This is a genomic window from Candidatus Pelagibacter sp. HIMB1483 (assembly GCF_052048135.1).
Lineage (GTDB): Bacteria > Pseudomonadota > Alphaproteobacteria > Pelagibacterales > Pelagibacteraceae > Pelagibacter.
The window spans coordinates 1-25,406 of record NZ_JBNAIM010000001.1 but is presented as its reverse complement, the minus strand read 5'-3'; the positions used below and the strand labels follow the sequence as shown (position 1 = coordinate 25,406).

The following is a 25,406-nucleotide window of genomic DNA, read 5'->3' as shown; positions in this document are numbered from 1 at the left end:
ATTACTTTATCTCACTTTGATCTTCTAATCTAATTTCTAATGCCTCTACATTCAAAACGATATGGATGTTATTATTAAAAATAAGATTTATTTCATAATCATCACTATTTTTCAAATAATCTATTCCTATTAACTCTAAAATCTCTTCTTTATTTGATTGATTGATATTCTTAGATTTCACTCTATCAACAAAATCAAACCTACAAATACTATTAACCTTTTTATCCTCCTGATTAGTTTCAATTTTAGTTCTTTCAATTGATAATAAAAAAACTTTATTAGATTTAAGATATTTAATATTAGAAACTTTAACTTTTGCTCCTGAGGTGCAGGCTGAAATCATTTGTAATCCATCTTGATCACTAGCAATTATTTTGGCAAGATATTTGCTCATTATTTTAATCTTTTTATTTTAACACCAATTTTTTTTAACTTATTTTCTATCATCTCATATCCTCTGTCTAAATGATAAATTCTATTAATATAAGATTTACCATGTGAAACAATTGCTGCTAAAACTAAAGCCACAGAAGCTCTTAAATCACTAGACATTAATTCTGCGCCAATAAATTTTGTATTTCCCTCAATTGTAGCTCTATTATTTTTAATTTTTATTTTTGCTCCAAGTCTTTGAAGTTCTGCAACATGCATAAACCTATTTTCAAAAATGCTCTCAGTTATAGAGCTTTTTCCAACAGCTTTGCACATTAAAACCATCAATTGAGCTTGAAGATCTGTGGGAATTCCAGGAAATGCTTTTGTATTTATATTTTTAATAGATTTTATTTTGTCTGGTCCTTTAATAAAAATTTTATTTTTTTCAATTCTAATTTTAGCGCCAACTTTTTTTAATAAATTTAATTCTGTTTTAATTATTTTAGGATTAAGATTTTGAATTTCTAGATTTCCTCTAGCTAATGTTGCAGCTACACAAAAAGTACCAGCTTCTATTCTATCTGGCATCACTGAATATTCAGTTTGATTTAATGAATTTACACCTTTTATTGTACATGTTCTTCCAGACCATTTTATTTTTGCACCAGCAGAATTTAAAAAATTTGAAAGATCTTTGATTTCAGGTTCAATTGCACAATTTTTTAAAATTGTAGTCCCTTTTGCAATACATCCCGCAATAATAGAATTTTCTGTTGCTCCCACACTGATTTTTGGAAATTTTATAATTTTACCGTCAAGTCTCCCTTTTGATTTTGCAATAATGTATCCATCTTTTATCTCATAATTCATACCTAATTTTTTTAAAGCTTCTAAATGATAATTTACTGGTCTCGCACCTATCAAACATCCTCCAGGTAAAGAAGTTTTGGACTTAAAATATTTTGCAACCAAAGGTCCTAAAACCAAAATAGAGCCTCTCATTGTTTTTACTAAGGAGTAACTCGCAAAAGTTTTCATATTCTTACTATTAATAATTTTTGCTGTTTTTTTATCTTTGGATAATATGACTTTCGAACCAAGAGATTTAATCAAATTGAACATGGTATTTATATCTCTTACTCTAGGTAAGTTTTTAATTATTACTGGTTGATCAAATAATAAAGTTGCAGCCAATATTGGCAGTGAAGCATTTTTTGAACCAGAAATTAAAACCTTGCCCTTGACTCGACAAGGACCATCAATCAAAAATTTATCCATAAATCACTTTTTAATTTTGGCAACTTGAATAGTAGTTTGTCCCTGATATTTGCCGTTCTTAGATTTATATGTTGTTTCTGGTTCTACATCAGATTTAAAAAACAAAAATTGCGCTATACCTTCATTTGAATAAACCTTAGCGGGGTTAGGCGTAGTATTACTTAATTCAATAACAATATTACCTTCAAATTCGTTTTCTATTGGAGTTACATTACAAATAATACCTGTTCTTGCATAAGTACTTTTTCCAACACATATGCAGAGAACATCTTTGGGTATTCTAAAATATTCAACAGTTTTCGCTAAGACAAAAGAATTAGGCGGAATTATACAATGAGGACCTTTTCTTTCAATAAAGTTGTCTTCAGAAAAATTTTTTGGATCTACTAAGGAGCTATTAACATTGGTAAATATTCTATACTCATCAGATATTCTGACATCATAGCCCATGCTACTTAATCCATAAGAAATTTTCCCTTCCGATACTTGATGGTCTAAAAATGGATCTATCATTTTATGTTCCTTACACATTTTTTTAATCCAAGAATCAGGTTGAATAGACATAATTTTGTTTATTTATCTTTTTTTTTATTTTTTTTTTGAAAAATTTTTCTTTTCTTTAAATTTTTTCTAAGAGCCAAACTTAAACGCTCATTTTTATCTTTCTTGCTCATTCTTTATTTGGATTTGTAAGAAAATCTAAAGTTATCGGTTTTGACGCATCTAAAACTTTTTCTTTTTTCTCATCTTTTTTATGACCCTCTTTTGCTAATCTTTTTGCTTTTTTTTCAGCAAGCTTTCTTTCTCTCTTGGCCTGCTTTTCCATTAGTTTAGCACTTTTAGTTGACTTATAATCGTAATGAATGCCCATAAAATTTCCTTGGTAAGATATAAATCATATTGACCAAAAAATTAAGGCAATAATTTGAAAAAAATGCTTTATTATCAATAAAAATAGATTTGATCCAATTGCTCCTATAGTTAAATGGTATAACGTGTCCATGGTAAGGATAAATTTCAAGTTCGATTCTTGGTAGGAGCACCATTAATCTTTATAAAATAATCTTCTTAAAAAAATTGTTATTAAAACTAGAGTAAAAAAACCTAAAATTGGAAAATAAACTTCTGGTAAAAAAATTATGTCAGTTATTTTAGGAATTTCAGAATTTTGCTCTATTACTTTTTCTAAACCACTTCCAATAGAAACAGCTAAAAAGATTTGAGGAATAATACCTATAAATGATGCAAAGAAAAAATTAATTACTCTCACATTAAAAATAGTCGGCAAGATACAACTAAGTTGCCATGGTATACCTCCAATAAATCGATAGATTAATAAATAAAAAAACTCTGATTTTTTAAATTTAATTTCAAGATTTTTGTATTTATCTAAAAACTTTGTTCTAATCAAATCTTTCAAAAAATAATTGCCAAACATATATAAAAAAGTTGCACCAATACTTAAACCTAAAACTACAACAAGCGTACCAATCCATTTGCCAAAAATAAATCCACCTATTAATGCTATTGGAGATCCAAATCCAAGAAATGGAAATACCCATAAAATTGTGAAGATTAAGAAAATAATAAAGATTAATAATAAATTAGAATCCTTAAGATCTACAAAATATGATCTATTTTCCTTTATGAAATCATAAGATGTTATTTCTGTAAGACTAAATTTTGAAAAAAATAAAAATAAAAATATACTAATTAATAGTAAGTAAGATAAACCTATGAATAATTTAGTTTTTTTAGCTTTTTCCATAATAGTTTAAAATATTAATAAAATCTTCTATTTGCTATTTATATATTTAATTACTATAAAGAGCGAAATTTTATATAAATTTTACCACATTTATGAAAAGAACATATCAACCATCTAAAATCAAAAGAGCAAGAAAACATGGTTTTAGATCAAAAATGAAAACTAAGGGCGGTAGAAAGCTTTTGGCAAGAAGAAGAGCAAGAGGAAGAAAGTCATTAACTGTTTCTGGTTAAATTAATGAGAAGCAAAATAGTTTCTCTCTCAAAAAATGAAGAATTTAAAAGACTTCTTAAAAAGAAAAAAATATCCAACAAATATGTTACAATTTTTTTTGGCATTTTAGATAATAAAAATAGTGAAAATTTGAATATCTCATTTGTAGTAAAAAGAAAAATTGGGAATGCTGTTAAAAGAAATAAAATTAAAAGACGTCTTAGAAATATTATGAATGATGCCATTAAAAAAATATCAATAAAACTTCAATATTCATATCTTGTTATTGCTAAGCCAACTATGTTAAACAATGAATTTAATAATATAAAAGAAAATCTATTTAAAATATTTGAAAGAATTAAATAATGAATTTTTTTACATATCTTTTGATTAAATTAATTAAAATTTACAAATTTTTTATAAGTCCATTACTTGGTAACTCTTGTCGTTATTTACCAACTTGTTCTGAATATAGTATTGAGGCGTTAAAAACACATGGTTTTTTTAAAGGCTTATTTTACAGTTTAAAAAGAATTGCATCATGTCATCCATGGGGAAGTGGTGGACACGATCCAGTTAAAAAAGTTATGAAAGTTAAAAAATAATGGACTCAAAAAATGTCATAGCAGCCATAGCCTTATCATCAGCAGTTATTGTTTTATATTCTTTATTTTTCATACCAGAGCAAGATCCTAAAAATCAAAATTTAGTTGAGAAAGAAAAAATAGAACGAAATAGTGATACTCCAAGTTTAGAAGAGAAAGCAACTTTGGTTACAATTTCAAGGGAGGAAGCGTTGAGTAAAAGTGAGAGAGTTGAGTTTGAAAATAACAACGTTATTGGATCAATTTCACTCAAAGGAGCTTCAATAGATGATTTAACTTTTAAGAATTATAAAGTTGATTTAAAGAATGAAAAAAAAGTAACTTTACTTGGACCAAGAAATATAAATGAAGGTTATTTGGTAGAGAGTGGATTTGTTACCACTGATAAAAATATTGATATTCCTAACTCAGATACAGTCTGGTCATTAATTGGAAATAATAAATTAACAGACCAAACTCCTATTAAATTATCTTGGACAAATGCTCAGGGAATTACGTTTGAAAAACAAATTTCTTTAGATGATAAATATTTATTTACAATTAAACAAAAAATAATCAATAAAACTAATAAAAGATATGATTTTTATTCTTATGGGCAGATTATTAGAAATCAGATACCAGATATAACTGATTTTTATATTCTTCACGAAGGTTTGGTTGCAACTTTAGATGATGAATTGATTGAAGAGGATTATGATGACATACAAGATAAAAAGTTTACAAAGGTTGCTCAAAAAGGATGGTTAGGAGTTGGAGATAAGTATTGGATAACATCATTAATTCCCCCTAGAAATAAAGAATTCAAAACAACTTTTGATTATAAAAATAAATTTAGAGCAAATTTTATAATGACTGAACCGCTAACATTAAATGAAAATGGTTCAATTGAAGATAAATTGCAAATAATCGTTGCTGCTAAAAGAGTTGATGTAATCGATGGTTATGCAAAAGAATTAAATATTGAAAAATTTGATTTAGTAATCGACTGGGGTTTTTTATACTTTATTACTAAACCACTTTTTTTTGGAATCGATTATTTCTTTAAACTTCTTGGGAATTATGGTTTAGCAATAATAGCTATAACAATTTGTATAAGATTAGCTTTTTTTCCATTAGCAAATTTTTCCTTTAGAAGTATGGCTAAAATGAAAGCTCTTCAACCTGAAATGGTTAGACTAAAAGAACTTCATAAAAACGATAAAATGAAACTACAACAAGAAATGATGGCACTTTACAAAAAAGAAAAAGTAAACCCAATGTCAGGGTGTTTACCAATACTTGTTCAAATTCCAGTTTTCTTTGCATTATATAAAGTTTTATTTGTAACCATTGAAATGAGACAGATGCCATTTTATGGATGGATACATGATTTAAGTGAACGTGACCCAACAAGTTTGTTTAATTTATTTGGTTTACTGCCTTATGACGTACCCTCATTCTTAGTTATAGGTGCTTGGCCGGTAGCAATGGGGGTATCTATGTGGATACAACAAAAACTTAATCCAGCACCGACAGATGCAATGCAGGCTAAAATTTTTGCATTCTTTCCTCTATTTCTAACAGTAATACTTGCACCTTTTCCAAGTGGCTTAGTAATCTATTGGACAGTAAATAATATTTTAACAATGGCACAACAAGTATTCATCATGAAAAGAACGACTATTAAAACTACAACCTAATATTAAGTATAATTTAAAAAATTGATGGATTTAAAAAAAATTTTACCTAAAAACGGGCCACCAATTAATGAAGTTTCAAAATATATTGAAAAATATAGAAATGAATTAATTGTCATAAAATATGGTGGAAATGTCTTTATTGATAGAGAAATATTCAATAATTTTATATCTGATATAAGTTTACTAAATAAACTAGGTTTATCGATTGTAGTTGTTCATGGTGGAGGTCCAAGAATTAAAAAAGAGCTAGAGAAATCAAATATCCAATCAAAGTTTATTAGAGGTCTAAGAGTAACTGATGAAAAAATTATAAATATTGTTGAGACAGTTTTAATTGACTTCAACAATGATATTGTAGACTCATTAAAAAAAAAAGAAACAAAAGCAATTTCAATAAATACAAAAAAAAATAATATTATTAATGTAATTCCAGAAGTTAAAGAACTTGGATTTGTAGGAATACCAAAAAAAATTAACACGGATATTTTAAAAGATATAATAAAACAAAAAAAAATTCCTATCGTCTCACCATTAGGTTTGGATGATAACAATCAAGTATACAACATTAACGGAGATACAGCTGCTGGAGCTATAGCAAAATCTTTAAAATCAAGAAGACTGCTTTTAATGACTAATGTAGAAGGTTTATTGAATAAAGAGAAAAAATTAGTTGAGGAAATTTCATCACAAGAAGTTATAAAGATGATTAAAGATGAGATAATAACTGAAGGCATGATACCTAAAATAAATACTTGCTTAGATGCGGTTAAAAATGGGGTAACCGCAGTTGGAATAATTGATGGAAGAAAACCACATTCAATATTATTTGAAATATTTTCTGATAAAGGATCAGGTACTTTAATAAGAAAATGAGTCTGAAAGACAAAAAATATCTATTATTAGATTTAGATGGAGTGTGTTATGGGTCACATAACGGATATCCTTTGGAAAAAGTGTTTGGAATGGTTTCAAAACGAATGACACTTTTTATTCAAAAAAAACTTAATGTAAGTGAAAAAGAAGCAAAAGAACTTCAAACTAATTATTTTTACAAATACAATACATCTTTGAATGGTCTTATGTTACATCATAATGTCATCGGGGATGAATTTTTAAAATTTGTACATGATATAGATATTTCTTTTATGAAAGAAGACAAAGTTATGAGAGATGAATTAAAAAAATTAGATATGAAAAAATTTATTTTTACTAATGGAAGTGCTGAACATGCAGAGAATATTTTAACACACCTTGGTCTATATGATCTTTTTGGAAGAGATAAAGTTTTTGATATTAAAGATGCTGGATACAAACCCAAACCTGAAGCAGAAACCTTCGATTTAATGGTCAAAAAATTTAATATTAATCCAAAAGAGACTATTTATATCGAAGATATTGCTAAAAATTTAAGTATTGGCCATAAACGTGGGTGTACAACTGTTTGGTTAAAAAATGATGAACATTTTGGAAAGATGGACTCAAATAAAGATTATATTTCTCACAAAATTGAAAATCTGTCTTTATTTCTAAAAGAAATAAGGCTATTAAAAAGTAAATAAATTATGTCTATAGAAAAAATTATCAATGAAGCTTGGGAAAACAAAAATCAAGTAAATCAAAATTCTGATCAAAGACTCAAAGATGCTATCAATCAAGTAATAAGTGATTTAGATAGCGGTAAGTCAAGAGTTGCTGAAAAAATTAGCGGAGAATGGGTAACACATCAACATCTCAAAAAAGCTATCATGCTAAGTTTTAGAATTTATCCGATGGAAAATTTAAATGGCCCATATAGCAGTTGGTATGACAAAGCTCACTTATTAAAAGGTAAAACCGCAGGATGGAATAAAGAAGATCATGAAAAAGCTGGTTTTAGAATGGTTCCCAATTCACCAGTAAGAAAAGGATCATTTGTTGGAAAAAATGCCGTTTTAATGCCGTGTTATGTAAACATTGGTGCATACATTGATGAAGGAACAATGATAGATACTTTTGCTAGAGCGGGTAGCTGTTGTCAAATAGGAAAAAATTGCCATATTTCTGCAGGATCAGGAGTAGGAGGAGTTTTAGAACCAGCACAAGCTTTACCAACAATAATTGAGGACAATGTTTTTTTAGGAGCTATGTCAGAGGTAGTTGAAGGTGTAATTGTAGGAGAAGGTTCAGTTTTAAGTATGGGTATGTATATTGGCCAATCAACAAAAATAGTAGATCGAAAAACTGGAAAAATTACTTTTGGAAAGATTCCACCCTACTCGGTTGTTGTTCCAGGTTCTTTACCAGATAAGAATAATCCTTCAGCACCATCATTGTATTGTGCGGTAATAATTAAACAAGTTGATGAAAAAACTAGATCTAAAACATCAATAAATGATCTTTTAAGAGATTAAAAATGAAAGATTTAAATGAAATAAAATTAGCTAAGGAGCTAATCAAATTTCCTTCTATTACTCCAGTAGACGCTGGCATAATGAGATTTTTAGAAAAAAAATTAAAGAAGTTAGGTTTCAAAACAAAAATTTTAGAATTTAAAGAAAAAAACTTTAAGCCTGTTAAAAACTTATATGCAAGATTAGGATCAAAAAGCCCTAACTTTTGTTACGCAGGACATTTGGATGTTGTTCCACCTGGAAATCTAAAAGATTGGACTGTGAATCCTTTCAAAGCATCAATTAAAAAAGGTTATTTAATAGGTAGAGGTGCAAATGATATGAAAAGTTCTATTGCAGCTTTTGTTTCTGCAGTTAGCTTTTTTTTATCAAAAAATAAAAAATTTAATGGATCAATCAGTCTATTAATTACAGGAGATGAGGAAGGTGATGCAGTTAATGGGACAAAAAAAGTTGTAGATTATCTAAAAAAGAAGAAGGAAAATATAGATTTTTGCCTAGTTGGTGAACCAACTAATCCTAATAAATTAGGTGAAATGATTAAAATTGGTCGTAGAGGAAGCTTAACTGGAAAATTAAAAATACTAGGTTCACAGGGACATGTGGCATATCCTCAGAGAGCTAATAACCCCTCAACAATAATAGTTAAAATCCTAAAGGAAATAAAAGAAATTAAATTCGATAAAGGTACAGTGAACTTTCAACCTACTAACTTGGAAGTAACAAAAATTAATATTGATAATACAGCAGATAATATTATTCCTGCAATTGCTGAAGCAACTTTTAATATAAGATTCAACAACAAACATTCATCAAATTCTATAAAAAAAAAACTTAATAGAATTTTTAATAGAATATGTAAAAAAAATAAATCTAAATTTAAAATTGATTATAAAGTTTCTGGTGAGGCTTTTTTAACGAAACCAAATCAAACAACTTTTATGATTCAAGATATTATAAAAAAAGTTACAAACATAAAACCAAAACTGTCTACCACAGGTGGAACCTCAGACTTAAGATTCATAAGAAAAATATCACCTGGTTTAGAATTTGGATTAGTTGGAAAAACTATGCACAAAGTTGACGAAGCAGTATCTTTAAAAGATCTAAAAAATTTAACTAAAATTTATCAATATATTTTACAAAATTACTTTAAGTGAAAACTGGTTTAATTACTTCCAATACTTTTCAAAACCATGATACAGGACCTGGTCATCCAGAACAAATAGCGAGGGTATCTGTTATTATTGATAACCTAAAAAAATTTAACAATAAAAATATTTTATGGAAAAATCCATCAATTGTCACCGATGACATTATCAAAGATGTTCATGATGCCCAGTACTTAGAATTAGTTAAAAATTCTTTTCCTACTAAAGGTTTTTCATCATTAGACGGTGACACTATTATCTCACCTGGAAGCAAGCAAGCTACTTTTGATGCAGCAGGATCTATTATTGCTGCAATAGATGGTGTTCAAAAGAAAGAATTTCAAAATGCATTTTGTATTGTCCGACCTCCAGGTCATCATTGTAATCAAAATAAAGCTGCAGGATTTTGCATCCTTAATAATGTAGCAATAGGTGCAAAATACTTAATCAATAAGTACAAATATAAACGTATTGCTATTATAGACTTTGATGTTCATCATGGTAACGGTACCCAAGATATCTTCTACAACAATCAAAATATTTTGTTTATATCTACTCACCAATATCCTTATTATCCTGGAACAGGTTCAGAGAAAGAAAAAGGCAAATTTAATAATATTTTTAATATTCCACTCCCTGCAGGCACAAACTCTGAAGAGTATTTAAATGCTTTCGAGTTTGCCTTAAATAAACTGAAAGAATTTAAACCTGAATTTATTCTTATTAGTGCTGGATTTGATGGACATGTTGCAGACCCTCTTGCACAATTTAAGCTTACTACTGAAGATTATTATGAAATAACAAAAAGAATATTAGAAATCTCAAAAAAATTTTGTAATGGAAAAATTGTTTCTATTCTTGAGGGTGGATATGATTTGCAAGCACTTCAGGATAGCACTAAGAGACATGTTGATGCATTATTAGAATTCAATTGATATATATCTTATTCATTATAAACAAACACCTCACCATGAAACTATATAAAATAAAAAAATCTAGAATTGATAATAAAGGTCGTGGCTTATATGCAGCAAAAGATATAAAGTCTGGCACTAAGATAATTGATTATGTAGGAAAGATTATAACCAACAAAGAAGTAGATGACTCAGATAAATTTGATAATAAAAAACCAATATATTTATTTACATTAAATAAGAAATATACATTAGATGGAGATTTTCCATGGAATACAGCAGGTTTGATAAATCATTCATGTGACAACAATTGTGACTATGAAGGAAAAGGTCTTAAAATTTGGGTTACCGCAATAAAAGATATAAAGAAGGGTGAAGAATTTACATGCGATTACGGTTTTGGATATGATGAGGATTATAAACAATTTCCTTGTAAATGTAGAGCAAAAAATTGTTGTGGCTATATTGTTAGAGCTGAGTCTAGGTGGCGTATCAACAAAAAATACTCAATGGCTAATAAAAAAAAATTAATAAAAAACTCTAGCTAAAAAAAGTCCCTCTGGTGGCGCAGGTGGAGCACATAAAGTTCTTTTTTTGGAATTAATTACACTCTCAAATTTATCTAATGACCATTTCTTTTCTCCAAGATACTTCAAACAACCAACCATTGACCTAACTTGTTGTTGTAAAAAGGATTGAGATCTAAACTCTATTTCTATTTTATTTCTTGAAGATTTGATCTTTACTAGTTTCATAGTTTTAACTGGACTTTTTGCTCTACAACTAGAGGCTCTAAAAGTTGAAAAATCCTTAGTTCCAACTAATTTTTTTGCACCTCTTTTCATTGCAACTAAATCAAGTTCTTTCATAATATGCCAACATTTATTTTTTTCTAGAACTGGCTCACCAAGTCGGTTTAAAATTATATACTTATAAACTCTCATTTTTGCTGAGTATCTCGCATGAAAATTTTTACTTCTTCTTTTTATTTTAAGAATTGTAACACCATCTTTGTTCAAAAAAAAATTCATAGATTTTAAGAATTTATCTGAATGTTTAATTTGATTTTTACTGTCAAAATGTGCAGATTGTTCAATTGCGTGAACACCTGTATCTGTTCTACCTGATCCTAATAAAATTATTTTTTCTCTTAAAAGATTTGATATTTTATCTTGAATAAGACCTTGAATAGTTTTACCTCTTTTTTGTACCTGCCAACCTCTAAAATTAGTACCTATATACTCAATTAGTATTTGATATCTAAACATTAGATAAAATTAAACCTTTTTTAATATGAGAACCAAGCAAAAATTCACTAATTTTTTGTGATTTTTTTCCTTGTCTCTGAATTTCAAGAACTTTGATTGATTGATTGTCATTACAAGCTATTTCTAATTTATCTGACAATATTTCACCTGGTTTACCTAGGCCGTTCCCAATTTCTGCTTTAAGAATTTTATATCTCTCTCCTCTAAAATTGAAAAAAGCTCCAGGAGAAGGAAACAAACCATTTATTTTTCCAATAATTTTTGAAGCATTATCATTCCAGTTAAGTTGTCCTTCTATTTTGTTGATTTTTTTTGCATAGGTGGCTTGGGAATGATCTTGTTCAATAAATTTTATTTTATCCTCTAAAATATCATCAATATCATCTAAAATTTTTTCTGCAGCCAACAAAGATAATTTTTCTGATATCTCTTGAGCATTATTATTACGATCTAATTTTATTTTATAAATATTACTTACAGGTCCACTATCCAACTCTTCAACTATCCTCATGATGCTTATACCTACATTCGGATCTAAATTCATTATAGACCTTTGGATTGGTGCTGCTCCTCTCCATTTTGGAAGTATTGATCCGTGAATATTAATGAAACCTTTTTTTGTTAAAGTTAGATAATTTTTTGGAATAATTTGTCCGTACGCAACAACAATTGCAAGATCAGCATTCAACTCTTTTAAAAATTTATATTCCTCCTCGTTATCTTTCAAAGTTCTTGGACATCTATAATCTATATTAAGAGTTTCAGAAATACCTTGTACTGGAGATTTATTAATTTTTTGACCCCTATTAGATTTTTGTGGAGGTTGAGTATACACTACAGAAATTGGGTATCCATTTTGATATAATGATTTTAAAATAGGTACAGCAAACAAAGGTGTACCCATAAAAATTATTTTTTTTGACATTAATCAAACAACTATCCTGTTGGATTTATTTTTAGATAGTTTTTTAATTATCATTGATTTTTTTAATTTTGATAAATAATCTATAAAAAGTATACCTTCTAAATGATCCATCTCATGTTGAATGCACGTAGCCAAAAGACCTTCTGCTTTTAATAATTTTTTTTCACCATAATAATTGAGATACTCAACATCACAATTTTTTGGTCTATCGATTTCAGCAAATTGATTTGGCACTGATAGACAGCCCTCTTCGTAAGTTGATTTTAATTCATCTTTATTAATTATTATTGGATTTACAAAATATCTTGGTTCTCTTTTATTTTCCTCTTTACTTATATCCATAACAATAATTCTTTTTGGAATACCGATTTGGATTGCAGCTAGTCCTATACCATTTGCAGCATACATAGTTTCCAACATATCATCCATTAATTGCTGCTCTTCTTTACCAACTTTATCAACTGGTTGAGAAATCTGTCTTAGTAATTTATTAGGTTCTGTTAGTATAGTTTTAATTGCCATAAGATAGTTATCTTAATATATTTTTTATACTTTTAAAGGTAGAACTTTTAGTAATATTTTATTTCTTATCCAATCAATATTTAATTTATTGAGGGCGGTAATAATAAAATAAATAGTATCATCGTCAATTCTTTCAATTTTATCTTGTCCAATAACTTCAGCAATTCTTAAAAGAACTAAACCGGTTTCACTATTATTTATCATTATTTGTATGTCAGTTGGAATTTCATCATCATTAGTTTTATACAATTCATTATATTTTTCCGAAATTTCAACACCATCATACTTTAATGACTCTAAAAAAATTATATCTTTTTTTGATAAAAAATATTTCTTATCTTTTTTAATCTTTTTTAATAAATTATTTGTATCTTTGGATATTTTAGATTTTGCATAATCTCCGTTAAAATAATTTATTAATTTAGATTGGTGAATTATATCATTATTAAATTTTATTTTTTTTTCCTCTTCTTTTTGAATTTTAATATTCGTATAATAAAAACTAGTTAAGTTATCAGGTATATCTGTTGGATTGATTTTTTCTAAAAAAGTTTTCAGTTCAACATCAAAAGCCTCATCTAATTCCTCATTTTCAAAGGAAGTTTTTAATATTTTTAATAATTTTAGTTTCTCAACCATTTCAGATTCTAGTAAAATTTTTTGATAAATTAACGCTCTTCCTTCAATATTAGGCAATGTTTTGTATACTTCTTTTGCATTTAAAAGTTGATTAAAATTAAATTGAAATCTTTTGTATAAATTAAATAAATCTTTCTCTGGATAGTTTTTATTATGTACGGCTTTTTCGATAGTTGATATTTTTTCTATTTCAGAAATATCGATTTCTTGAAAGGAATTTAATAAATTTGCCGATGAAAGATATTTCCAAATTATTTTTTTTGTTTTGTCATTTGGCTCAAAATTAAAATTAGGGTTTGTCTGATGGGCTAAGTAAAAATCTAATATAGATTTTTCTGAAACAGTGTCATCTATTTTTGTAGAATATTCCAACAAATAATCTATTTTTTTTTCAAAATATTCATCCTTAAAACCTAACTCTTTTTTTAAATCTAAAATTAGTTGAGCTTCTTCTCTTTTATTATTTTTAATCAAACAATAAATATTAAATTTTGACAGATATTCGTCATCAAGCATCTCTGTGTTTTTAATAAAAATTTCACAAGCTTTATCAATGTTAGTGTTTGAAAGATACTCATCAACAATATATCTAGTTAATTCTGGATGTAAGTTAATAGCTTGATTCTGTATTAAATATTCTTCAATTAAGCTTAGGTTAGAATTTTTAATCAACCAATCTGATTTGAATTTTAAAAATTCTTTTTCTGAAATATTTTTTTGTGGCAAATAAGCATTTGTCAAAAGTGATATATTAACAATTTCGATTGCATCTTTAGAAAGATTCATTTTGTTTAATTTTTTAATTAAAGTTTTTAATTGATCTCCATCTGAATTGGTCCACATATTTATATCAAGATCATAATCTTCAGGATCGTACAGTCCAATAATTTTTATTTCTTGAGCTTCTAAATTATTTTCAAAACTAATAGTAGAAATTTGTTCTTGTGCCTGCAAATTATAAACACTTGAATCAAAGTTTTTTTTAATTTTATTATTATTTTCGGATGTCTCTATTTTTTTTTCTAAGATTTTTTCTTCAATTTTTTTTTTTTCAATATTCCAAATATCAGCAGGTTGTTCTTCTGCATGAACAGATAATCCAATTAATAAAAAAAAAATAATTAAAAAATATTTTTTATTTAACAATTCTAAAATTTTCATTCGAAATTATTTTTTCTATCTCTTTTTTTGGTGCAGGGAAATCAATCTTATTTAATAAGAAGATAATTAAAAAAATAATAACTGAAATAAAAGCTAGTTTCGTTATTATTCCGACAATACTTCTGCTTGAACTTGTTTTTTTAATAAATTGCATATAAATTTAGTTAATTTCAAAATAAGACATAATTGTGTTTTTTCAATAAAGAAAATTTATGGAATCAGGTAAAAATATAGTTTTTTTAGGAATGATGGGATCAGGAAAATCCTCTATTGGTTTTTTAGTTTCTAAAAAACTTAAATTAGATTTTTATGATATTGATGATCATATTGAAAAAAAACTAGATATGAAAATTTCAGAAATATTCAAAAATAAAGGTGAAGTTTTTTTTAGAAAAGAAGAAGAAAAAATAACTTTAAATATTCTTAAAAAACGAAAGGGTGTTATATCGCTAGGAGGTGGTGCTTTTATAAATAAAAATATAAGAAAAGAAGTTTTAGAGAATCACCTATCTTTCTGGTTAAAAGTGGACAGCAATATTTTATTAAATCGAATCAAAAATAGTGTTAAAAGACCACTAACTCTTAATACTTCGGTTAATGATTTAAAAAAAATGAATAAAATTCGCTCTAAATATTACTCAAAAGCATTATTTAAAATTAATTGTGGAAAACAAAAAAAAGAGGAAATAATTAATAAAATTCTTAATATTTATGAAAACTATAAAATTAATAATTAAAACTAAAGAGCAAAAATATCCAATATATATTGGTCACAAGCTAGTTTCAAAAATATCAAAAATAATCAAAAACAATTCTATAAAATTTAAAAAATGTTTACTCGTAGTAGATAAAAATGTTCCCAAAAATTTAATTTTTCAGATCAAAAAATCTTTAAAAAATAAAAAAATTTATCTATATACTTTTAATGCAAGTGAAAAAAATAAAAATCAAAATACTATAAACAAAATATTCAAAATTTTGTTGAATAATAATTTTTCTAGAGAAGATTGTTTATTCGCCGTTGGAGGTGGTATAACTGGTGATGTAAGTGGATATGCAGCGAGCACTTTCAAAAGAGGACTTCAGTTTATTAATATTCCTACAACACTTCTTTCACAAATTGACTCATCTATTGGTGGAAAAACAGGAATTAATACTAGTCATGGCAAAAATCTTATTGGAAGTTTTTATCAACCTAAATTAGTAATTAGTGATATAAATTTTTTAAAAACTCTTAATAAGAGAGAAATTATTTCTGGATATGGAGAAATATTAAAACATGCTATAATTGCAAATGTTAAATTTTGTAAATATTTAAATAAAAATTTCTCAAGAATTATTGAGCTTAAATCTCCATTTATTGAAAAATCTATATTTGAAAGTTGTAAAATAAAAAAAATCGTAGTCGAGAAAGATGAAAAAGAAACCGGTCTAAGAAAAATTTTGAATTTTGGTCATACTTTCGCTCATGCTTTTGAAGCTTCTTTAGGTTATTCAAAAAAACTAAATCATGGCGAAGCAGTTATTTTAGGAATTAAAACAGCGCTTAGATTTAGTTATAATAATAACATTTTAAATTTAAAAGACTTTAATTTTTTAGAAAATCATATTAAAAAATCTGGACTACCCTCCAACTTAAAAAAATATTTTTCATTAAAAGATCTGAACAAGATATTAAGTTTTATGCTTATAGATAAAAAAAATAATTCTAAGAAAATAAACTTAATTTTGTTAAAGAAAATTGGGAAACCAATAATAGATAAAAAATATAAAAAAAATATTTTAAGTTTTTTCTTGAAAAATGAACTAATGAATTAAAATTTGTATAGAGTGTATAAATTTTTTTATTTCTTTATCTAAAATCTTAAAAACTTTCTTATTACTGTCAATTCTTTTCATATTTTTCAATTGATTTGACTTAATCGAGATTTTCAAATGATATTTATCAGGTTGATTGCTAGTATGATTTTTATGAAGAAATGACTTATCTTCAATTTTTATATCTTCAATTAAAATTTGGCTTTGTAATTTTTTTTTTACGATTGCAATTAACTCATTTATATTCATAAATATTATTTACTATATATCATGAAAAATATTTGTGACTGGAATAATTGTAAGGAAATTGGAGAATATAAAGCTCCAGTTGAAAAAGATAACAGTAAAAAATTCAGAATGTTATGTTTGGAACATGTAAAAGAATTTAATAAAAATTGGAATTATTTTTCAGGAATGGATGATAAACAAGTAATTGATTTTTTAAAATCAGACATGATTTGGCATAAGCCAACTCAAAGCTTTAATTCCTCAGATAATTTTTTTAAAGTTTTATGGAGTAACACTTTAAAAGATGAACTAGACAATGATAAATTTAAGAGCGATTTTAATCATATGCGTCAATTTAAATTTGATCATAAGGATATTAAAGCCTTTAGTATTTTAGGTATTTCTGTGGGTCTTAGATGGAAAAAAGTTCAAGAAAAATTCAAAATACTTGTCAAAAAATTTCACCCTGATATGAATTCTGGAAATAAAAAATATGAAGAAAAATTAAAATTAATAACTTTAGCTTACACACAGCTAAAAAACACATATAGGAAAAAAATTGACACCTAATTTAAATATTCAACCAGATATAAAAGTTTCTTTAAAACAGTCTTTTGGGATTGATTCAGATATGGAAGTAAATGCTTTCTCAGAAAAAAGTGAGTATGTGCCAGAAATTGATAAAAATTATAAATTTGATAGAGACACCACACTGGCTATTATTTCAGGGTTTGCATATAACAAAAGAGTTTTGGTGCAAGGCTATCATGGTACGGGTAAATCAACTCACATAGAACAAATTTCTGCAAGATTAAATTGGCCTTGTATTAGAGTAAATTTAGATAGTCATGTTAGTAGAATCGACCTTATTGGTAAAGATGCTATTGTTTTAAAAGAAGGAAAGCAAATAACACAATTTAATGAAGGAATTTTACCATGGTCTATTCAAAATCCAGTTGCTTTAGTTTTTGATGAATATGATGCAGGCAGACCAGATGTAATGTTTGTTATACAAAGAGTTCTGGAAGCTGAGGGAAATTTCACATTATTAGATAAAAACAAAGTAATTAAACAGAATAAATTTTTTAGATTATTTGCTACATCAAATACTGTTGGTTTGGGTGATACAACAGGTCTTTACCATGGAACACAACAAATAAACCAAGGTCAAATGGATAGGTGGAATATTGTAACAACTTTAAATTATCTAAATCTAGATAAAGAAATGGACATTGTTTTGGCGAAAAATAAATCTCTTAATAATCCAAAAGGGAAAGAAAAGGTTTCAAATATGATTAAAGTAGCCTCTTTAACACGTAAAGGTTTTATTGCAGGCGATATTTCAACTGTAATGAGTCCAAGGACGGTTTTGCATTGGGCAGAAAACTCGGAAATCTTTAAAGATGTAGGTTATGCATTTAGAGTTACATTTTTAAACAAATGTGATGAGTTAGAAAAAAATACTATTGCTGAATATTATCAAAGATGTTTTGGGGAAGAACTCCCAGAATCACTTGCAAATATTCAGATTTAGATGAAAAATAATAACAAAATAGAAAATCTCAAAGAAAAACTTAAACAAGCACTAACATCTACTGCTAGAGTAATTTCTGATGATTTAGTTATCAATGAGGAAAAAATTGATAACAAAAGCTCAAAAAAATTTGATTTCTTTAATTTAGAAAATTTAAATTCAAAAAATGATTTTATAAAGGCAAGAGCTGAGTTTGATTCTTCGGCATTAAAAAAAAAATTTTCTAATGATAAGATCTATAAAAAAAATTTACCTTCTAATTCATCTTGTAAAACTCTTTATTCTATTGCTGAAAAAATAAGATATGAATCTTTAGGCTTCCAAATGCTAAAAGGTATAAAAAAAAACCTTTGTGATAATTACAATCAAATGATTGGGTTAAAAAGAAAAGATCAATTAAAAACAAAAGAAGATGTAACTGTGATTGAAGCCTTTGAGCTGTATATGTTAAAAAAATTTCATGGAATTAAACTAAATTTATTAACAAGCAATATGTTGAATTTTTGGGAAAAGGATTTTGATAAAGCTCTTGAAAATCATATTGATTTTTTAAAAGAAAATCTTGAATCTCAAGATAAATATTCTTCAAAGTTTTCTGAAATATTACAAGAAATGGATATTTTTCAAAATGAGGAAAATGAGGAATCAAAAGAGGAAAATCATGACGATGGTCAAAATAATCCCTCGAATGATGATCAAGAGAATGACAATGAGGACAAAAAGGAACAAAATAAGGAAGAAGAAACAGAAGCAAATTTAGATTCTGATTATGATATTGATGAGTATAAACTTGATGAGCAACTTGTAGATACTGACTCAGATCAACAAAGCAAAGAACATGTTATTCAAAAAAAAAATATTAATGAAGTTAATTTAGAATACAAAATTTTCACAAATCAATTTGATGAAATAACAAAAGCTGAAAATATAGAAAATTCAGAAGATGCCATAAAATTAAGAAAAACTTTAGATCAACAGTTAATAGGGTTTCAAGATCTCATTACAAAACTTGCTAACAAACTTCAAAGGCAATTATTAGCAAAGCAAAATAGAGCTTGGGAGTTTGATTTAGAGGAAGGATTATTAGATAGTTCAAAATTACCAAGAATAATAATGGATCCTTACAATTCTTTATCATTTAAAAAAGAAAAAGATTTAGATTTCAAGGATACTGTCGTAACACTTTTAATTGATAATTCTGGATCTATGAGAGGTAGACCTATAACAATTGCAGCAATTTGTGCTGATATTTTATCAAGAACACTAGAAAGATGTTCAGTAAAAGTTGAAATACTTGGTTTTACAACCAAAAATTGGAAAGGTGGCAAAAGCAGAGAATTTTGGAATAAAAATGGTAAACCAAAAACACCTGGAAGATTAAATGATTTAAGACATATAATTTATAAAGGAGCTGATACACATTGGAGACAATGCAAAAATAATCTTGGTTTAATGCTTAAAGAAGGACTTCTAAAAGAAAATATTGATGGAGAAGCAATATCATGGGCATTTAATAGACTCAAAAAAAGAAAAGAAGAAAGAAAAATACTTATGGTTATTTCAGATGGTGCTCCAGTAGATGATTCAACACTATCAGTAAATTCTGGCGATTTTCTTGAAAAACATCTTAAAAAAATGGTCAAATTTATTGAAGAAAAAACTGAAACAGAAATATTAGCTATTGGTATTGGTCATGATGTGTCAAGATATTACAGTAGAGCTATTAAAATTACCGATGTAAATGAATTAGGTGATGTGATGGTTTCACAACTTAGTAAATTATTTGAAAATAAAAAAAGTTTCCATTAAAGATTAAATAAATCTTTATTTTTCCATTTGATAGTAACTTCTGCACCACTTCTAGTTTGAGAATTCCAACAATTTACAACTGCAAAGTTTTTTTCTAACAAAGTTTTACCAATAAATAATCCAAGACCTAATCCTATTTTATCTTTATCGAAAGATTTTACAGATCTCAAATATGGTTCACCTATCTTGGATAATATGTCATTAGGATATCCATCACCATCATCCTCAATTGTAACTTCAGTTGAAACATTATTGCTTTTTAAAATAATATAAACTTTATTTTTACAGAACTTATTTGCATTTCCAATAAAATTTCTTAATCCATAAACAATTTCAATAGATTTTGAAATTTTTTTTGGATTCAAGTCATTATTAAAGTTTAAAATAAAATCCTTTTTACTTGTTTCTTTAAAAGATAAGATAATTTCTTTAAGTAAGTCTTTCATATACAGGTCTTCATCAATAAATTCATCCTCTTCAATAGGGTTTAATGTCAATCTTTTTAATATTTGATTACATCTTTCAACTTGACTTGATAACAGTTCAATGTCCTGACTTACATCTTTTTGATTTTTAAGCTGTTTGGAAAGTTCTTGTGTTATAATTTTTATTGTTGACAATGGAGTGCCTAAAGAATGAGCTGCTGCTGCAGCTTGTCCACCAAGAGATAACATTTCATGTTCTTTAGCCATTATTTCTTCCATTTTATTAAGTGCATCTTTTCTTAATTTGGATTCTACATTGAATATTATCGCAAAATAATTTAGAAAAAATAATGCTATTATTAAAGCTAATGGAATTGAATAAAAATAATATGCATTTACATGAAAATGTTCACCTATTGACCCAGGTAAGTCTTTTGAAAAAAAGGTCAAAAATAAGATTGATAAAGTAGTAGTCAAAACAAGCACTGAATTTGTTCTAAAACCTAAATTTGATGAAGCAAACACACTAGGAATAATTAAGAAAATTATAAATGGATTTTTAATTCCTCCTGTTAAATAAATTAATCCACTTAATTGTATAATATCAATTAGTAAATGAATAAAGGCAGATCTATCTGTTAATTGAGTTTTTTTATAAACAAAAATTAGATAAAAATTACTAACTATCCCAAGTGATATAAAAATATTAGAAAAAATAAAATCAAAATCAAAATTAAAATAAAAATATACTAAATATAAAGAGATTAATTGACCAAAAATGCCTATCCATCTTAGATTAATGTATATTGATTTCTTTAATGAATATTGTTTTGAAGTTTCAAAAAACTTCATTTTTAAACATCTAAGTTTTGAACATTAATTGCATTTGAAACGATAAAATCTTTTCTTAAGCTCACATCACTTCCCATTAAAGTATGAATTAAAATTTGATCTTTTTTGAAATCTTTTGAATATTGTACTTGCAATAGATTTCTTGTCTCTGGATTTAATGTTGTGCTCCATAACTCTTCTGGGTTCATTTCACCTAAGCCTTTAAATCTTTGTATGTTCATTTTTGATTTTTCGGCTTCTAGTAATTTAATATAATCCTTAGATCCCTTTTTAATTTTTCTTAAGTCTTTATTACTCGCTACAATGTGATGCTCTAACTCTTTCTCGTCTTTTATGTAAATTCCCTTTGATCCTTTATTAATTTTAAATAATGGTGGCTGAGCCAAATAAACATGGCCGTTCTCTATGAGCTTATTAAATGGTTTGTTATTAAAAAATGTTAACAATAAAGCTCTAATGTGTGATCCATCAACATCAGCATCTGTCATTATTATTATCTTTCCATATCTTAAATCCTTAAGATCTATTTCTTGTGCCTTAGGATCAAGTCCGAGCGCATTGATAAGAGTTAATATCTCATTTGAAGATATCATTTTAGATAGGGCTTTTGTTCTTTGATCAGAACCATTTCCATTTTTATTTGTATTAACACCATCTACATATGTATTTAGTATTTTACCTCTTAAAGGTAAAACGGCTTGATTTAATCTATTTCTACCTTGTTTTGCAGATCCACCTGCTGAGTCTCCCTCAACTATAAATAATTCAGTTCCTTCTTGTTTTCCAATTTGACAATCGGCAAGCTTTCCTGGTAAGCCACTTAATTCTAATGCGCCCTTTCTTCTTACATTTTCTCTTGCTTTCCTTGCTACATCCCTAGCCAACGCTGCTTGAATTATTTTTGCTAAAACTATTTTTGCTATAGAGGGATTTTGATCAAACCAAATAGATAACTTTTCATTTATTATATTCTCAACTATCATTCTAACTTCTGATGAAACTAATTTATCTTTTGTTTGAGAAGAGAATTTAGGATCTGGAATTTTAGTTGATAATACACAAGTAAGGCCTTCTTTTATATCATCTCCAGAAATTGTAAGTTTATTTTTTTTTAAAAGATTATTTTCATTTGCATATTTATTAATGACTCTTGTTAAAGCACTTCTAAAACCTAATAGATGCGTTCCACCATCTTTTTGATGAATATTATTAGTGTATGGGAAAATATCCTCTGAATAGCCAGCATTCCATATTAAGGAACATTCTAGTTCAATTTGATCTTTTTTTCCCTCAATATAAATTGGTCTTTTAAATAAGTTACCTCCATTTTTGTTGAGCAATTTTTCTCTTTTTTCGTCTAAAAATTCTACAAATTCTAAGACACCACCATCAAATTTAAAAATATTCGTTTTTTCTTTTTTTCCTGTTAAGTCAGTAAATGAAACCTTTATGCCTTTATTCAAAAAGGCTAGTTCTCTCATCCTTTTTATAAGAATACTTGGGTTAAATTTTATTGAGGAAAAAATTTCTTTTGAGGGAAGAAAAGTAATTTGTGTTCCTCTTTCTTTAGATTTACCAATTTTTTTTAATGGAGTTTTTGCATCACCATTCAAAAACTCAATAAAATATTTTTGACCATCTCTAAAAATTTCTAATTTTAACTTTTCTGACAACGCATTAACAACTGACACTCCAACACCATGCAAACCACCTGAAACTTTATATGAGTCATGATCAAACTTACCACCAGCATGTAGTTGAGTCATGATAACTTCAGCTGCAGATTTTTTTTCACCTTTATGGATGTCTGTTGGAATACCTCTACCATCATCTTTGACAGTTACTGTTCCATCGCTGTTCATTTTAACATCAATATTTTTACAATATCCTGCTAATGCCTCATCTATAGAGTTGTCTACAACTTCATAAACCATATGATGTAAACCAGTTCCATCATCTGTATCACCGATATACATTCCAGGTCTTTTTCTTACAGCTTCTAGACCTTTTAGAACTTTAATTGAGTCTGCTTGATATTTATTATTGCTTGTCATTTTTATTTTTTGGAAAAGTTAATTATATCATTTTTAAATAAAATTGCTCTTTTTATAATTAAACAAAGAACTAAATATTGTTAAATACACCGCATAAAACAACAGTTATTTATGGCGGAGAGAATGGGATTCGAACCCATGAAAGAGTTACCTCTTTACACACTTTCCAAGCGTGCGCCTTAAACCACTCGGCCATCTCTCCAATTAAGCTTTACCTTTTTCTTACCACTAAATTATTTTGAAAATATTCAATTTTTAGAAAATTTGAATACAGTGTTAAAAATTTTTCAATTCCTTCATAAGACTGTAAATCTCTGTTTTTATCATATTGTAGAAAATCATCAAAAAAAATCAAACCATCTTTTTTAAGTATCTTAAATGCTTCAATAGCATCAGAAAGGATATCTTCTCCATTATGTGATCCATCAATATAAATAAAATCAAATGACTTATCCTGTTTTAATAATTTTCTCATTGATACCACTGAGTCATCTTTTATTTTAGTAAAAGTATATTCAGATAAATTATCATCAAATGCTTTCTCTACTTTATCAAAATCGTTTGATAGAGTTTTGCTATTCGAGTTAGGCATATCCCATACATCTATAAGAAATGCATTTACAGCATTATATTTAGACAAAACATAAAATGATGATAAACCTTCAAAGCAACCAATTTCTAAATAATCAAATTTAGCATTTTTATCTTTTGGTAAAAAATAATTAAAAATAGAAAAATTATTCAAAAACCATTTGTTAGAAAAGTTTTTTTTATTTATTTTTTGTTCAAATTGAATTTTTTCATCTTTATAGTCTTTTTTGCATTTTTTTTTTAATACTTTAGATTTATAATAATAAAGTAAATATTTAAATTTTAAAAAAAACATAATAATCACTATATTAAAAAAAATTTTAAAAACAAAATGATACTTGTTACTGGATGTACTGGATATATAGGTTTTCATATTTGCGAGATGTTGGAAACAAAAAAAATTCCATATTTTGGTATCGACAACTTATCTAGATCTCGACACAAAAATATTATAAATAAAAAAAAATTCTTAAAAGTTGATATTGAGTCAAATAAAATTCCTATCATACTAAAATCAAAAAAAATCCATACTGTTATTCATGCTGCAGCCTTTTCTTTTCCACCGGAATCTGAAAATAATAGAAAAATTTATTTAAAAAATAATATTTATAAAACAAAAAAATTTATAAAAAATTGTTATATAGCAAAAATTAAAAAATTTATATTTTTATCGAGTTCTAATGTTTATAATTTTAATAAAAAGATAGTTAAGCCAGCGAAAGAAACTCAAAAATTAAAACCTGAAAATTATTATGGAAAAACAAAATTTGTTATTGAAAAGTATTTAAGAAAAAAATTTACAAGTTGTTATATTTTAAGATTATTCAATATAGCAGGCTATACTAATAAAGATAAAAATAATTTTTATGAATTTAAAAATAAATTTAGACGAATTATGCCTATCATAACTGAAGCTTCCAGAAAAAAAATTTCACTAAAAATAAATTTAGTTAAGAAAAAAAATAAATTGATTTACCCTGCAAGAGATTTTGTTCATATTCAAGATTTTTTAAATATTATCTTAAAAATGACTAAGATAAAAATAAGAGGTCTACATGCAATGAATGTTGGAAATAAAAAATTGATCTATTTGGATACAATTATAAAATTATTTGAAAAACTAATGAATAAAAAAATTTTTTATAAAAAAAGATTTTATAAGATTGGAAACTACAATTATACTTTAGCTGACAATAAAAAATTAATT

The 25,406-nt window shown here is 26.6% G+C and carries 29 protein-coding genes and 2 tRNA genes; 17 read left to right on the top strand and 14 right to left on the bottom strand.

Annotation, left to right across the window (positions count from 1 at the left end; all coding sequences use genetic code 11):
- Nucleotide 1: 1 nt before the first annotated feature.
- From ACTTAV_RS00155 to ACTTAV_RS00140, 4 genes are all read right to left on the bottom strand, one after another.
- Nucleotides 2–394 carry a DUF2948 family protein gene (locus tag ACTTAV_RS00155; protein ID WP_440669394.1) on the bottom strand — a complete coding sequence of 131 codons (393 nt, stop codon included), beginning with the start codon at nucleotides 392–394 and terminating at the stop codon, nucleotides 2–4.
- Entirely contained in the window at nucleotides 394–1,653 is a 1,260-nt protein-coding gene (gene murA, locus ACTTAV_RS00150; protein WP_440669393.1) for a UDP-N-acetylglucosamine 1-carboxyvinyltransferase, read from the bottom strand. The genes ACTTAV_RS00155 and murA overlap by 1 nt, the downstream gene beginning before the upstream one ends.
- 3 nt (nucleotides 1,654–1,656) lie before the next feature.
- Entirely contained in the window at nucleotides 1,657–2,217 is a 561-nt protein-coding gene (gene dcd, locus ACTTAV_RS00145; RefSeq protein ID WP_440669392.1) for a dCTP deaminase, read from the bottom strand.
- 106 nt (nucleotides 2,218–2,323) lie between these two features.
- Nucleotides 2,324–2,524: a hypothetical protein gene (locus ACTTAV_RS00140; protein ID WP_440669391.1), complete on the bottom strand. Its 201-nt coding sequence runs from the start codon at nucleotides 2,522–2,524 to the stop codon at nucleotides 2,324–2,326.
- 100 nt (nucleotides 2,525–2,624) lie between these two features.
- On the opposite strand from ACTTAV_RS00140, the gene ACTTAV_RS00135 reads away from it, so the two are divergent.
- Nucleotides 2,625–2,698 (top strand) — tRNA-Thr (locus ACTTAV_RS00135).
- Here the strand turns inward: ACTTAV_RS00135 and ACTTAV_RS00130 are convergent.
- Complete coding sequence (locus tag ACTTAV_RS00130) at nucleotides 2,699–3,421, bottom strand: TVP38/TMEM64 family protein (protein WP_440669390.1); 723 nt, start codon at nucleotides 3,419–3,421, stop codon at nucleotides 2,699–2,701. It lies immediately after the preceding tRNA gene.
- Between the two features lie 92 nt (nucleotides 3,422–3,513).
- Here ACTTAV_RS00130 and rpmH point away from each other — a divergent pair, with 92 nt between their 5' ends.
- Genes rpmH through ACTTAV_RS00080 form a run of 10 tightly spaced genes read left to right on the top strand, consistent with a single transcriptional unit; the run spans nucleotide 3,514 to nucleotide 10,921 of the window.
- Nucleotides 3,514–3,654 carry a 50S ribosomal protein L34 gene (gene rpmH / locus ACTTAV_RS00125; RefSeq protein ID WP_440669389.1) on the top strand — a complete coding sequence of 47 codons (141 nt, stop codon included), beginning with the start codon at nucleotides 3,514–3,516 and terminating at the stop codon, nucleotides 3,652–3,654.
- Between the two features lie 4 nt (nucleotides 3,655–3,658).
- Nucleotides 3,659–4,000, top strand: coding sequence for a ribonuclease P protein component (gene rnpA, locus ACTTAV_RS00120; RefSeq protein ID WP_440669387.1), 342 nt, complete (start codon nucleotides 3,659–3,661; stop codon nucleotides 3,998–4,000).
- A complete protein-coding gene (gene yidD / locus ACTTAV_RS00115) occupies nucleotides 4,000–4,239 on the top strand; it encodes a membrane protein insertion efficiency factor YidD (protein ID WP_440669386.1) in 240 nt (79 codons plus the stop codon). The genes rnpA and yidD overlap by 1 nt, the downstream gene beginning before the upstream one ends.
- Complete coding sequence (gene yidC, locus ACTTAV_RS00110; RefSeq protein ID WP_440669385.1) at nucleotides 4,239–5,918, top strand: membrane protein insertase YidC; 1,680 nt, start codon at nucleotides 4,239–4,241, stop codon at nucleotides 5,916–5,918. The genes yidD and yidC overlap by 1 nt, the downstream gene beginning before the upstream one ends.
- Nucleotides 5,919–5,942: 24 nt before the next feature.
- Entirely contained in the window at nucleotides 5,943–6,791 is an 849-nt protein-coding gene (gene argB, locus ACTTAV_RS00105; RefSeq protein WP_440669383.1) for an acetylglutamate kinase, read from the top strand.
- Nucleotides 6,788–7,477, top strand: a complete 690-nt coding sequence (locus tag ACTTAV_RS00100) for a pyrimidine 5'-nucleotidase (RefSeq protein ID WP_440669382.1) — start codon at nucleotides 6,788–6,790, stop codon at nucleotides 7,475–7,477. Before argB ends, ACTTAV_RS00100 begins: the two co-directional genes overlap by 4 nt.
- Nucleotides 7,478–7,480: 3 nt before the next feature.
- Nucleotides 7,481–8,308: a 2,3,4,5-tetrahydropyridine-2,6-dicarboxylate N-succinyltransferase gene (gene dapD / locus ACTTAV_RS00095; RefSeq protein ID WP_440669381.1), complete on the top strand. Its 828-nt coding sequence runs from the start codon at nucleotides 7,481–7,483 to the stop codon at nucleotides 8,306–8,308.
- 2 nt (nucleotides 8,309–8,310) lie between these two features.
- Nucleotides 8,311–9,468, top strand: coding sequence for a succinyl-diaminopimelate desuccinylase (gene dapE / locus ACTTAV_RS00090; RefSeq protein WP_440669379.1), 1,158 nt, complete (start codon nucleotides 8,311–8,313; stop codon nucleotides 9,466–9,468).
- Complete coding sequence (locus tag ACTTAV_RS00085; protein ID WP_440669378.1) at nucleotides 9,465–10,394, top strand: histone deacetylase family protein; 930 nt, start codon at nucleotides 9,465–9,467, stop codon at nucleotides 10,392–10,394. Before dapE ends, ACTTAV_RS00085 begins: the two co-directional genes overlap by 4 nt.
- Before the next feature lie 35 nt (nucleotides 10,395–10,429).
- A complete protein-coding gene (locus tag ACTTAV_RS00080) occupies nucleotides 10,430–10,921 on the top strand; it encodes an SET domain-containing protein (RefSeq protein WP_440669377.1) in 492 nt (163 codons plus the stop codon).
- Here ACTTAV_RS00080 and truA read toward each other — a convergent pair.
- Genes truA through ACTTAV_RS00060 form a run of 4 tightly spaced genes read right to left on the bottom strand, consistent with a single transcriptional unit; the run spans nucleotide 10,901 to nucleotide 14,888 of the window.
- A complete protein-coding gene (truA, locus tag ACTTAV_RS00075; protein WP_440669376.1) occupies nucleotides 10,901–11,641 on the bottom strand; it encodes a tRNA pseudouridine(38-40) synthase TruA in 741 nt (246 codons plus the stop codon). The genes ACTTAV_RS00080 and truA overlap by 21 nt on opposite strands.
- Nucleotides 11,634–12,566: a methionyl-tRNA formyltransferase gene (gene fmt / locus ACTTAV_RS00070; RefSeq protein ID WP_440669375.1), complete on the bottom strand. Its 933-nt coding sequence runs from the start codon at nucleotides 12,564–12,566 to the stop codon at nucleotides 11,634–11,636. Before fmt ends, truA begins: the two co-directional genes overlap by 8 nt.
- A gap of 3 nt (nucleotides 12,567–12,569) precedes the next feature.
- Entirely contained in the window at nucleotides 12,570–13,088 is a 519-nt protein-coding gene (gene def / locus ACTTAV_RS00065; protein WP_440669374.1) for a peptide deformylase, read from the bottom strand.
- A 24-nt stretch (nucleotides 13,089–13,112) separates the two neighbouring features.
- Nucleotides 13,113–14,888, bottom strand: coding sequence for a hypothetical protein (locus ACTTAV_RS00060; protein ID WP_440669373.1), 1,776 nt, complete (start codon nucleotides 14,886–14,888; stop codon nucleotides 13,113–13,115).
- Nucleotides 14,889–15,100: 212 nt separating this feature from the next.
- Between ACTTAV_RS00060 and ACTTAV_RS00055 the strand changes: the two genes are divergently transcribed.
- Both ACTTAV_RS00055 and aroB read left to right on the top strand, forming a co-directional pair.
- Complete coding sequence (locus ACTTAV_RS00055; RefSeq protein ID WP_440669372.1) at nucleotides 15,101–15,625, top strand: shikimate kinase; 525 nt, start codon at nucleotides 15,101–15,103, stop codon at nucleotides 15,623–15,625.
- On the top strand, nucleotides 15,600–16,706 hold the full coding sequence (gene aroB / locus ACTTAV_RS00050) for a 3-dehydroquinate synthase (protein WP_440669371.1): 1,107 nt from the start codon (nucleotides 15,600–15,602) through the stop codon (nucleotides 16,704–16,706). The genes ACTTAV_RS00055 and aroB overlap by 26 nt, the downstream gene beginning before the upstream one ends.
- Here aroB and ACTTAV_RS00045 read toward each other — a convergent pair.
- Entirely contained in the window at nucleotides 16,695–16,955 is a 261-nt protein-coding gene (locus ACTTAV_RS00045) for a BolA/IbaG family iron-sulfur metabolism protein (RefSeq protein ID WP_440669370.1), read from the bottom strand. The two genes, aroB and ACTTAV_RS00045, sit on opposite strands and share 12 nt — an antisense overlap.
- A 21-nt stretch (nucleotides 16,956–16,976) precedes the next feature.
- Between ACTTAV_RS00045 and ACTTAV_RS00040 the strand changes: the two genes are divergently transcribed.
- Genes ACTTAV_RS00040 through ACTTAV_RS00030 form a run of 3 tightly spaced genes read left to right on the top strand, consistent with a single transcriptional unit; the run spans nucleotide 16,977 to nucleotide 20,277 of the window.
- Entirely contained in the window at nucleotides 16,977–17,504 is a 528-nt protein-coding gene (locus ACTTAV_RS00040; RefSeq protein WP_440669369.1) for a J domain-containing protein, read from the top strand.
- Complete coding sequence (cobS, locus tag ACTTAV_RS00035; RefSeq protein WP_440669368.1) at nucleotides 17,494–18,468, top strand: cobaltochelatase subunit CobS; 975 nt, start codon at nucleotides 17,494–17,496, stop codon at nucleotides 18,466–18,468. Before ACTTAV_RS00040 ends, cobS begins: the two co-directional genes overlap by 11 nt.
- Complete coding sequence (locus ACTTAV_RS00030) at nucleotides 18,469–20,277, top strand: cobaltochelatase CobT-related protein (protein WP_440669367.1); 1,809 nt, start codon at nucleotides 18,469–18,471, stop codon at nucleotides 20,275–20,277.
- Here ACTTAV_RS00030 and ACTTAV_RS00025 read toward each other — a convergent pair.
- The 4 genes from ACTTAV_RS00025 to ACTTAV_RS00010 all read right to left on the bottom strand — a co-directional run bounded on the left by ACTTAV_RS00025 (nucleotide 20,274) and on the right by ACTTAV_RS00010 (nucleotide 24,494).
- On the bottom strand, nucleotides 20,274–21,554 hold the full coding sequence (locus ACTTAV_RS00025) for an ActS/PrrB/RegB family redox-sensitive histidine kinase (RefSeq protein ID WP_440669366.1): 1,281 nt from the start codon (nucleotides 21,552–21,554) through the stop codon (nucleotides 20,274–20,276). The two genes, ACTTAV_RS00030 and ACTTAV_RS00025, sit on opposite strands and share 4 nt — an antisense overlap.
- A gap of 2 nt (nucleotides 21,555–21,556) precedes the next feature.
- Nucleotides 21,557–23,608 carry a DNA gyrase subunit B gene (locus ACTTAV_RS00020; RefSeq protein WP_440669365.1) on the bottom strand — a complete coding sequence of 684 codons (2,052 nt, stop codon included), beginning with the start codon at nucleotides 23,606–23,608 and terminating at the stop codon, nucleotides 21,557–21,559.
- A 112-nt stretch (nucleotides 23,609–23,720) separates the two neighbouring features.
- Nucleotides 23,721–23,810: transfer RNA gene (locus tag ACTTAV_RS00015), tRNA-Ser, on the bottom strand.
- A gap of 9 nt (nucleotides 23,811–23,819) precedes the next feature.
- Nucleotides 23,820–24,494 carry a class I SAM-dependent methyltransferase gene (locus ACTTAV_RS00010; protein ID WP_440669364.1) on the bottom strand — a complete coding sequence of 225 codons (675 nt, stop codon included), beginning with the start codon at nucleotides 24,492–24,494 and terminating at the stop codon, nucleotides 23,820–23,822.
- A gap of 36 nt (nucleotides 24,495–24,530) precedes the next feature.
- Between ACTTAV_RS00010 and ACTTAV_RS00005 the strand changes: the two genes are divergently transcribed.
- On the top strand, nucleotides 24,531–25,406 hold an 876-nt coding region (locus ACTTAV_RS00005), incomplete at its 3' end, for an NAD-dependent epimerase/dehydratase family protein (protein WP_440669363.1).

Excerpts from the sequence above, each read along its gene's own strand:
- aroB (WP_440669371.1), top strand. The coding sequence starts at position 15,600 with ATGAAAACTATAAAATTAATAATTAAAACTAAAGAGCAAAAATATCCA.
- ACTTAV_RS00045 (WP_440669370.1), bottom strand. The coding sequence starts at position 16,955 with ATGAATATAAATGAGTTAATTGCAATCGTAAAAAAAAAATTACAAAGC.
- fmt (WP_440669375.1), bottom strand. The coding sequence starts at position 12,566 with ATGTCAAAAAAAATAATTTTTATGGGTACACCTTTGTTTGCTGTACCT.
- ACTTAV_RS00155 (WP_440669394.1), bottom strand. The coding sequence starts at position 394 with ATGAGCAAATATCTTGCCAAAATAATTGCTAGTGATCAAGATGGATTA.
- ACTTAV_RS00100 (WP_440669382.1), top strand. The coding sequence starts at position 6,788 with ATGAGTCTGAAAGACAAAAAATATCTATTATTAGATTTAGATGGAGTG.
- ACTTAV_RS00030 (WP_440669367.1), top strand. The coding sequence starts at position 18,469 with ATGAAAAATAATAACAAAATAGAAAATCTCAAAGAAAAACTTAAACAA.
- yidC (WP_440669385.1), top strand. The coding sequence starts at position 4,239 with ATGGACTCAAAAAATGTCATAGCAGCCATAGCCTTATCATCAGCAGTT.
- ACTTAV_RS00055 (WP_440669372.1), top strand. The coding sequence starts at position 15,101 with ATGGAATCAGGTAAAAATATAGTTTTTTTAGGAATGATGGGATCAGGA.
- yidD (WP_440669386.1), top strand. The coding sequence starts at position 4,000 with ATGAATTTTTTTACATATCTTTTGATTAAATTAATTAAAATTTACAAA.
- argB (WP_440669383.1), top strand. The coding sequence starts at position 5,943 with ATGGATTTAAAAAAAATTTTACCTAAAAACGGGCCACCAATTAATGAA.
- ACTTAV_RS00010 (WP_440669364.1), bottom strand. The coding sequence starts at position 24,494 with ATGTTTTTTTTAAAATTTAAATATTTACTTTATTATTATAAATCTAAA.
- ACTTAV_RS00025 (WP_440669366.1), bottom strand. The coding sequence starts at position 21,554 with ATGAAGTTTTTTGAAACTTCAAAACAATATTCATTAAAGAAATCAATA.
- ACTTAV_RS00140 (WP_440669391.1), bottom strand. The coding sequence starts at position 2,524 with ATGGGCATTCATTACGATTATAAGTCAACTAAAAGTGCTAAACTAATG.
- ACTTAV_RS00130 (WP_440669390.1), bottom strand. The coding sequence starts at position 3,421 with ATGGAAAAAGCTAAAAAAACTAAATTATTCATAGGTTTATCTTACTTA.
- ACTTAV_RS00020 (WP_440669365.1), bottom strand. The coding sequence starts at position 23,608 with ATGACAAGCAATAATAAATATCAAGCAGACTCAATTAAAGTTCTAAAA.
- def (WP_440669374.1), bottom strand. The coding sequence starts at position 13,088 with ATGGCAATTAAAACTATACTAACAGAACCTAATAAATTACTAAGACAG.
- rnpA (WP_440669387.1), top strand. The coding sequence starts at position 3,659 with ATGAGAAGCAAAATAGTTTCTCTCTCAAAAAATGAAGAATTTAAAAGA.
- ACTTAV_RS00060 (WP_440669373.1), bottom strand. The coding sequence starts at position 14,888 with ATGAAAATTTTAGAATTGTTAAATAAAAAATATTTTTTAATTATTTTT.
- dapE (WP_440669379.1), top strand. The coding sequence starts at position 8,311 with ATGAAAGATTTAAATGAAATAAAATTAGCTAAGGAGCTAATCAAATTT.
- ACTTAV_RS00040 (WP_440669369.1), top strand. The coding sequence starts at position 16,977 with ATGAAAAATATTTGTGACTGGAATAATTGTAAGGAAATTGGAGAATAT.
- rpmH (WP_440669389.1), top strand. The coding sequence starts at position 3,514 with ATGAAAAGAACATATCAACCATCTAAAATCAAAAGAGCAAGAAAACAT.
- truA (WP_440669376.1), bottom strand. The coding sequence starts at position 11,641 with ATGTTTAGATATCAAATACTAATTGAGTATATAGGTACTAATTTTAGA.
- dcd (WP_440669392.1), bottom strand. The coding sequence starts at position 2,217 with ATGTCTATTCAACCTGATTCTTGGATTAAAAAAATGTGTAAGGAACAT.
- ACTTAV_RS00080 (WP_440669377.1), top strand. The coding sequence starts at position 10,430 with ATGAAACTATATAAAATAAAAAAATCTAGAATTGATAATAAAGGTCGT.
- dapD (WP_440669381.1), top strand. The coding sequence starts at position 7,481 with ATGTCTATAGAAAAAATTATCAATGAAGCTTGGGAAAACAAAAATCAA.
- murA (WP_440669393.1), bottom strand. The coding sequence starts at position 1,653 with ATGGATAAATTTTTGATTGATGGTCCTTGTCGAGTCAAGGGCAAGGTT.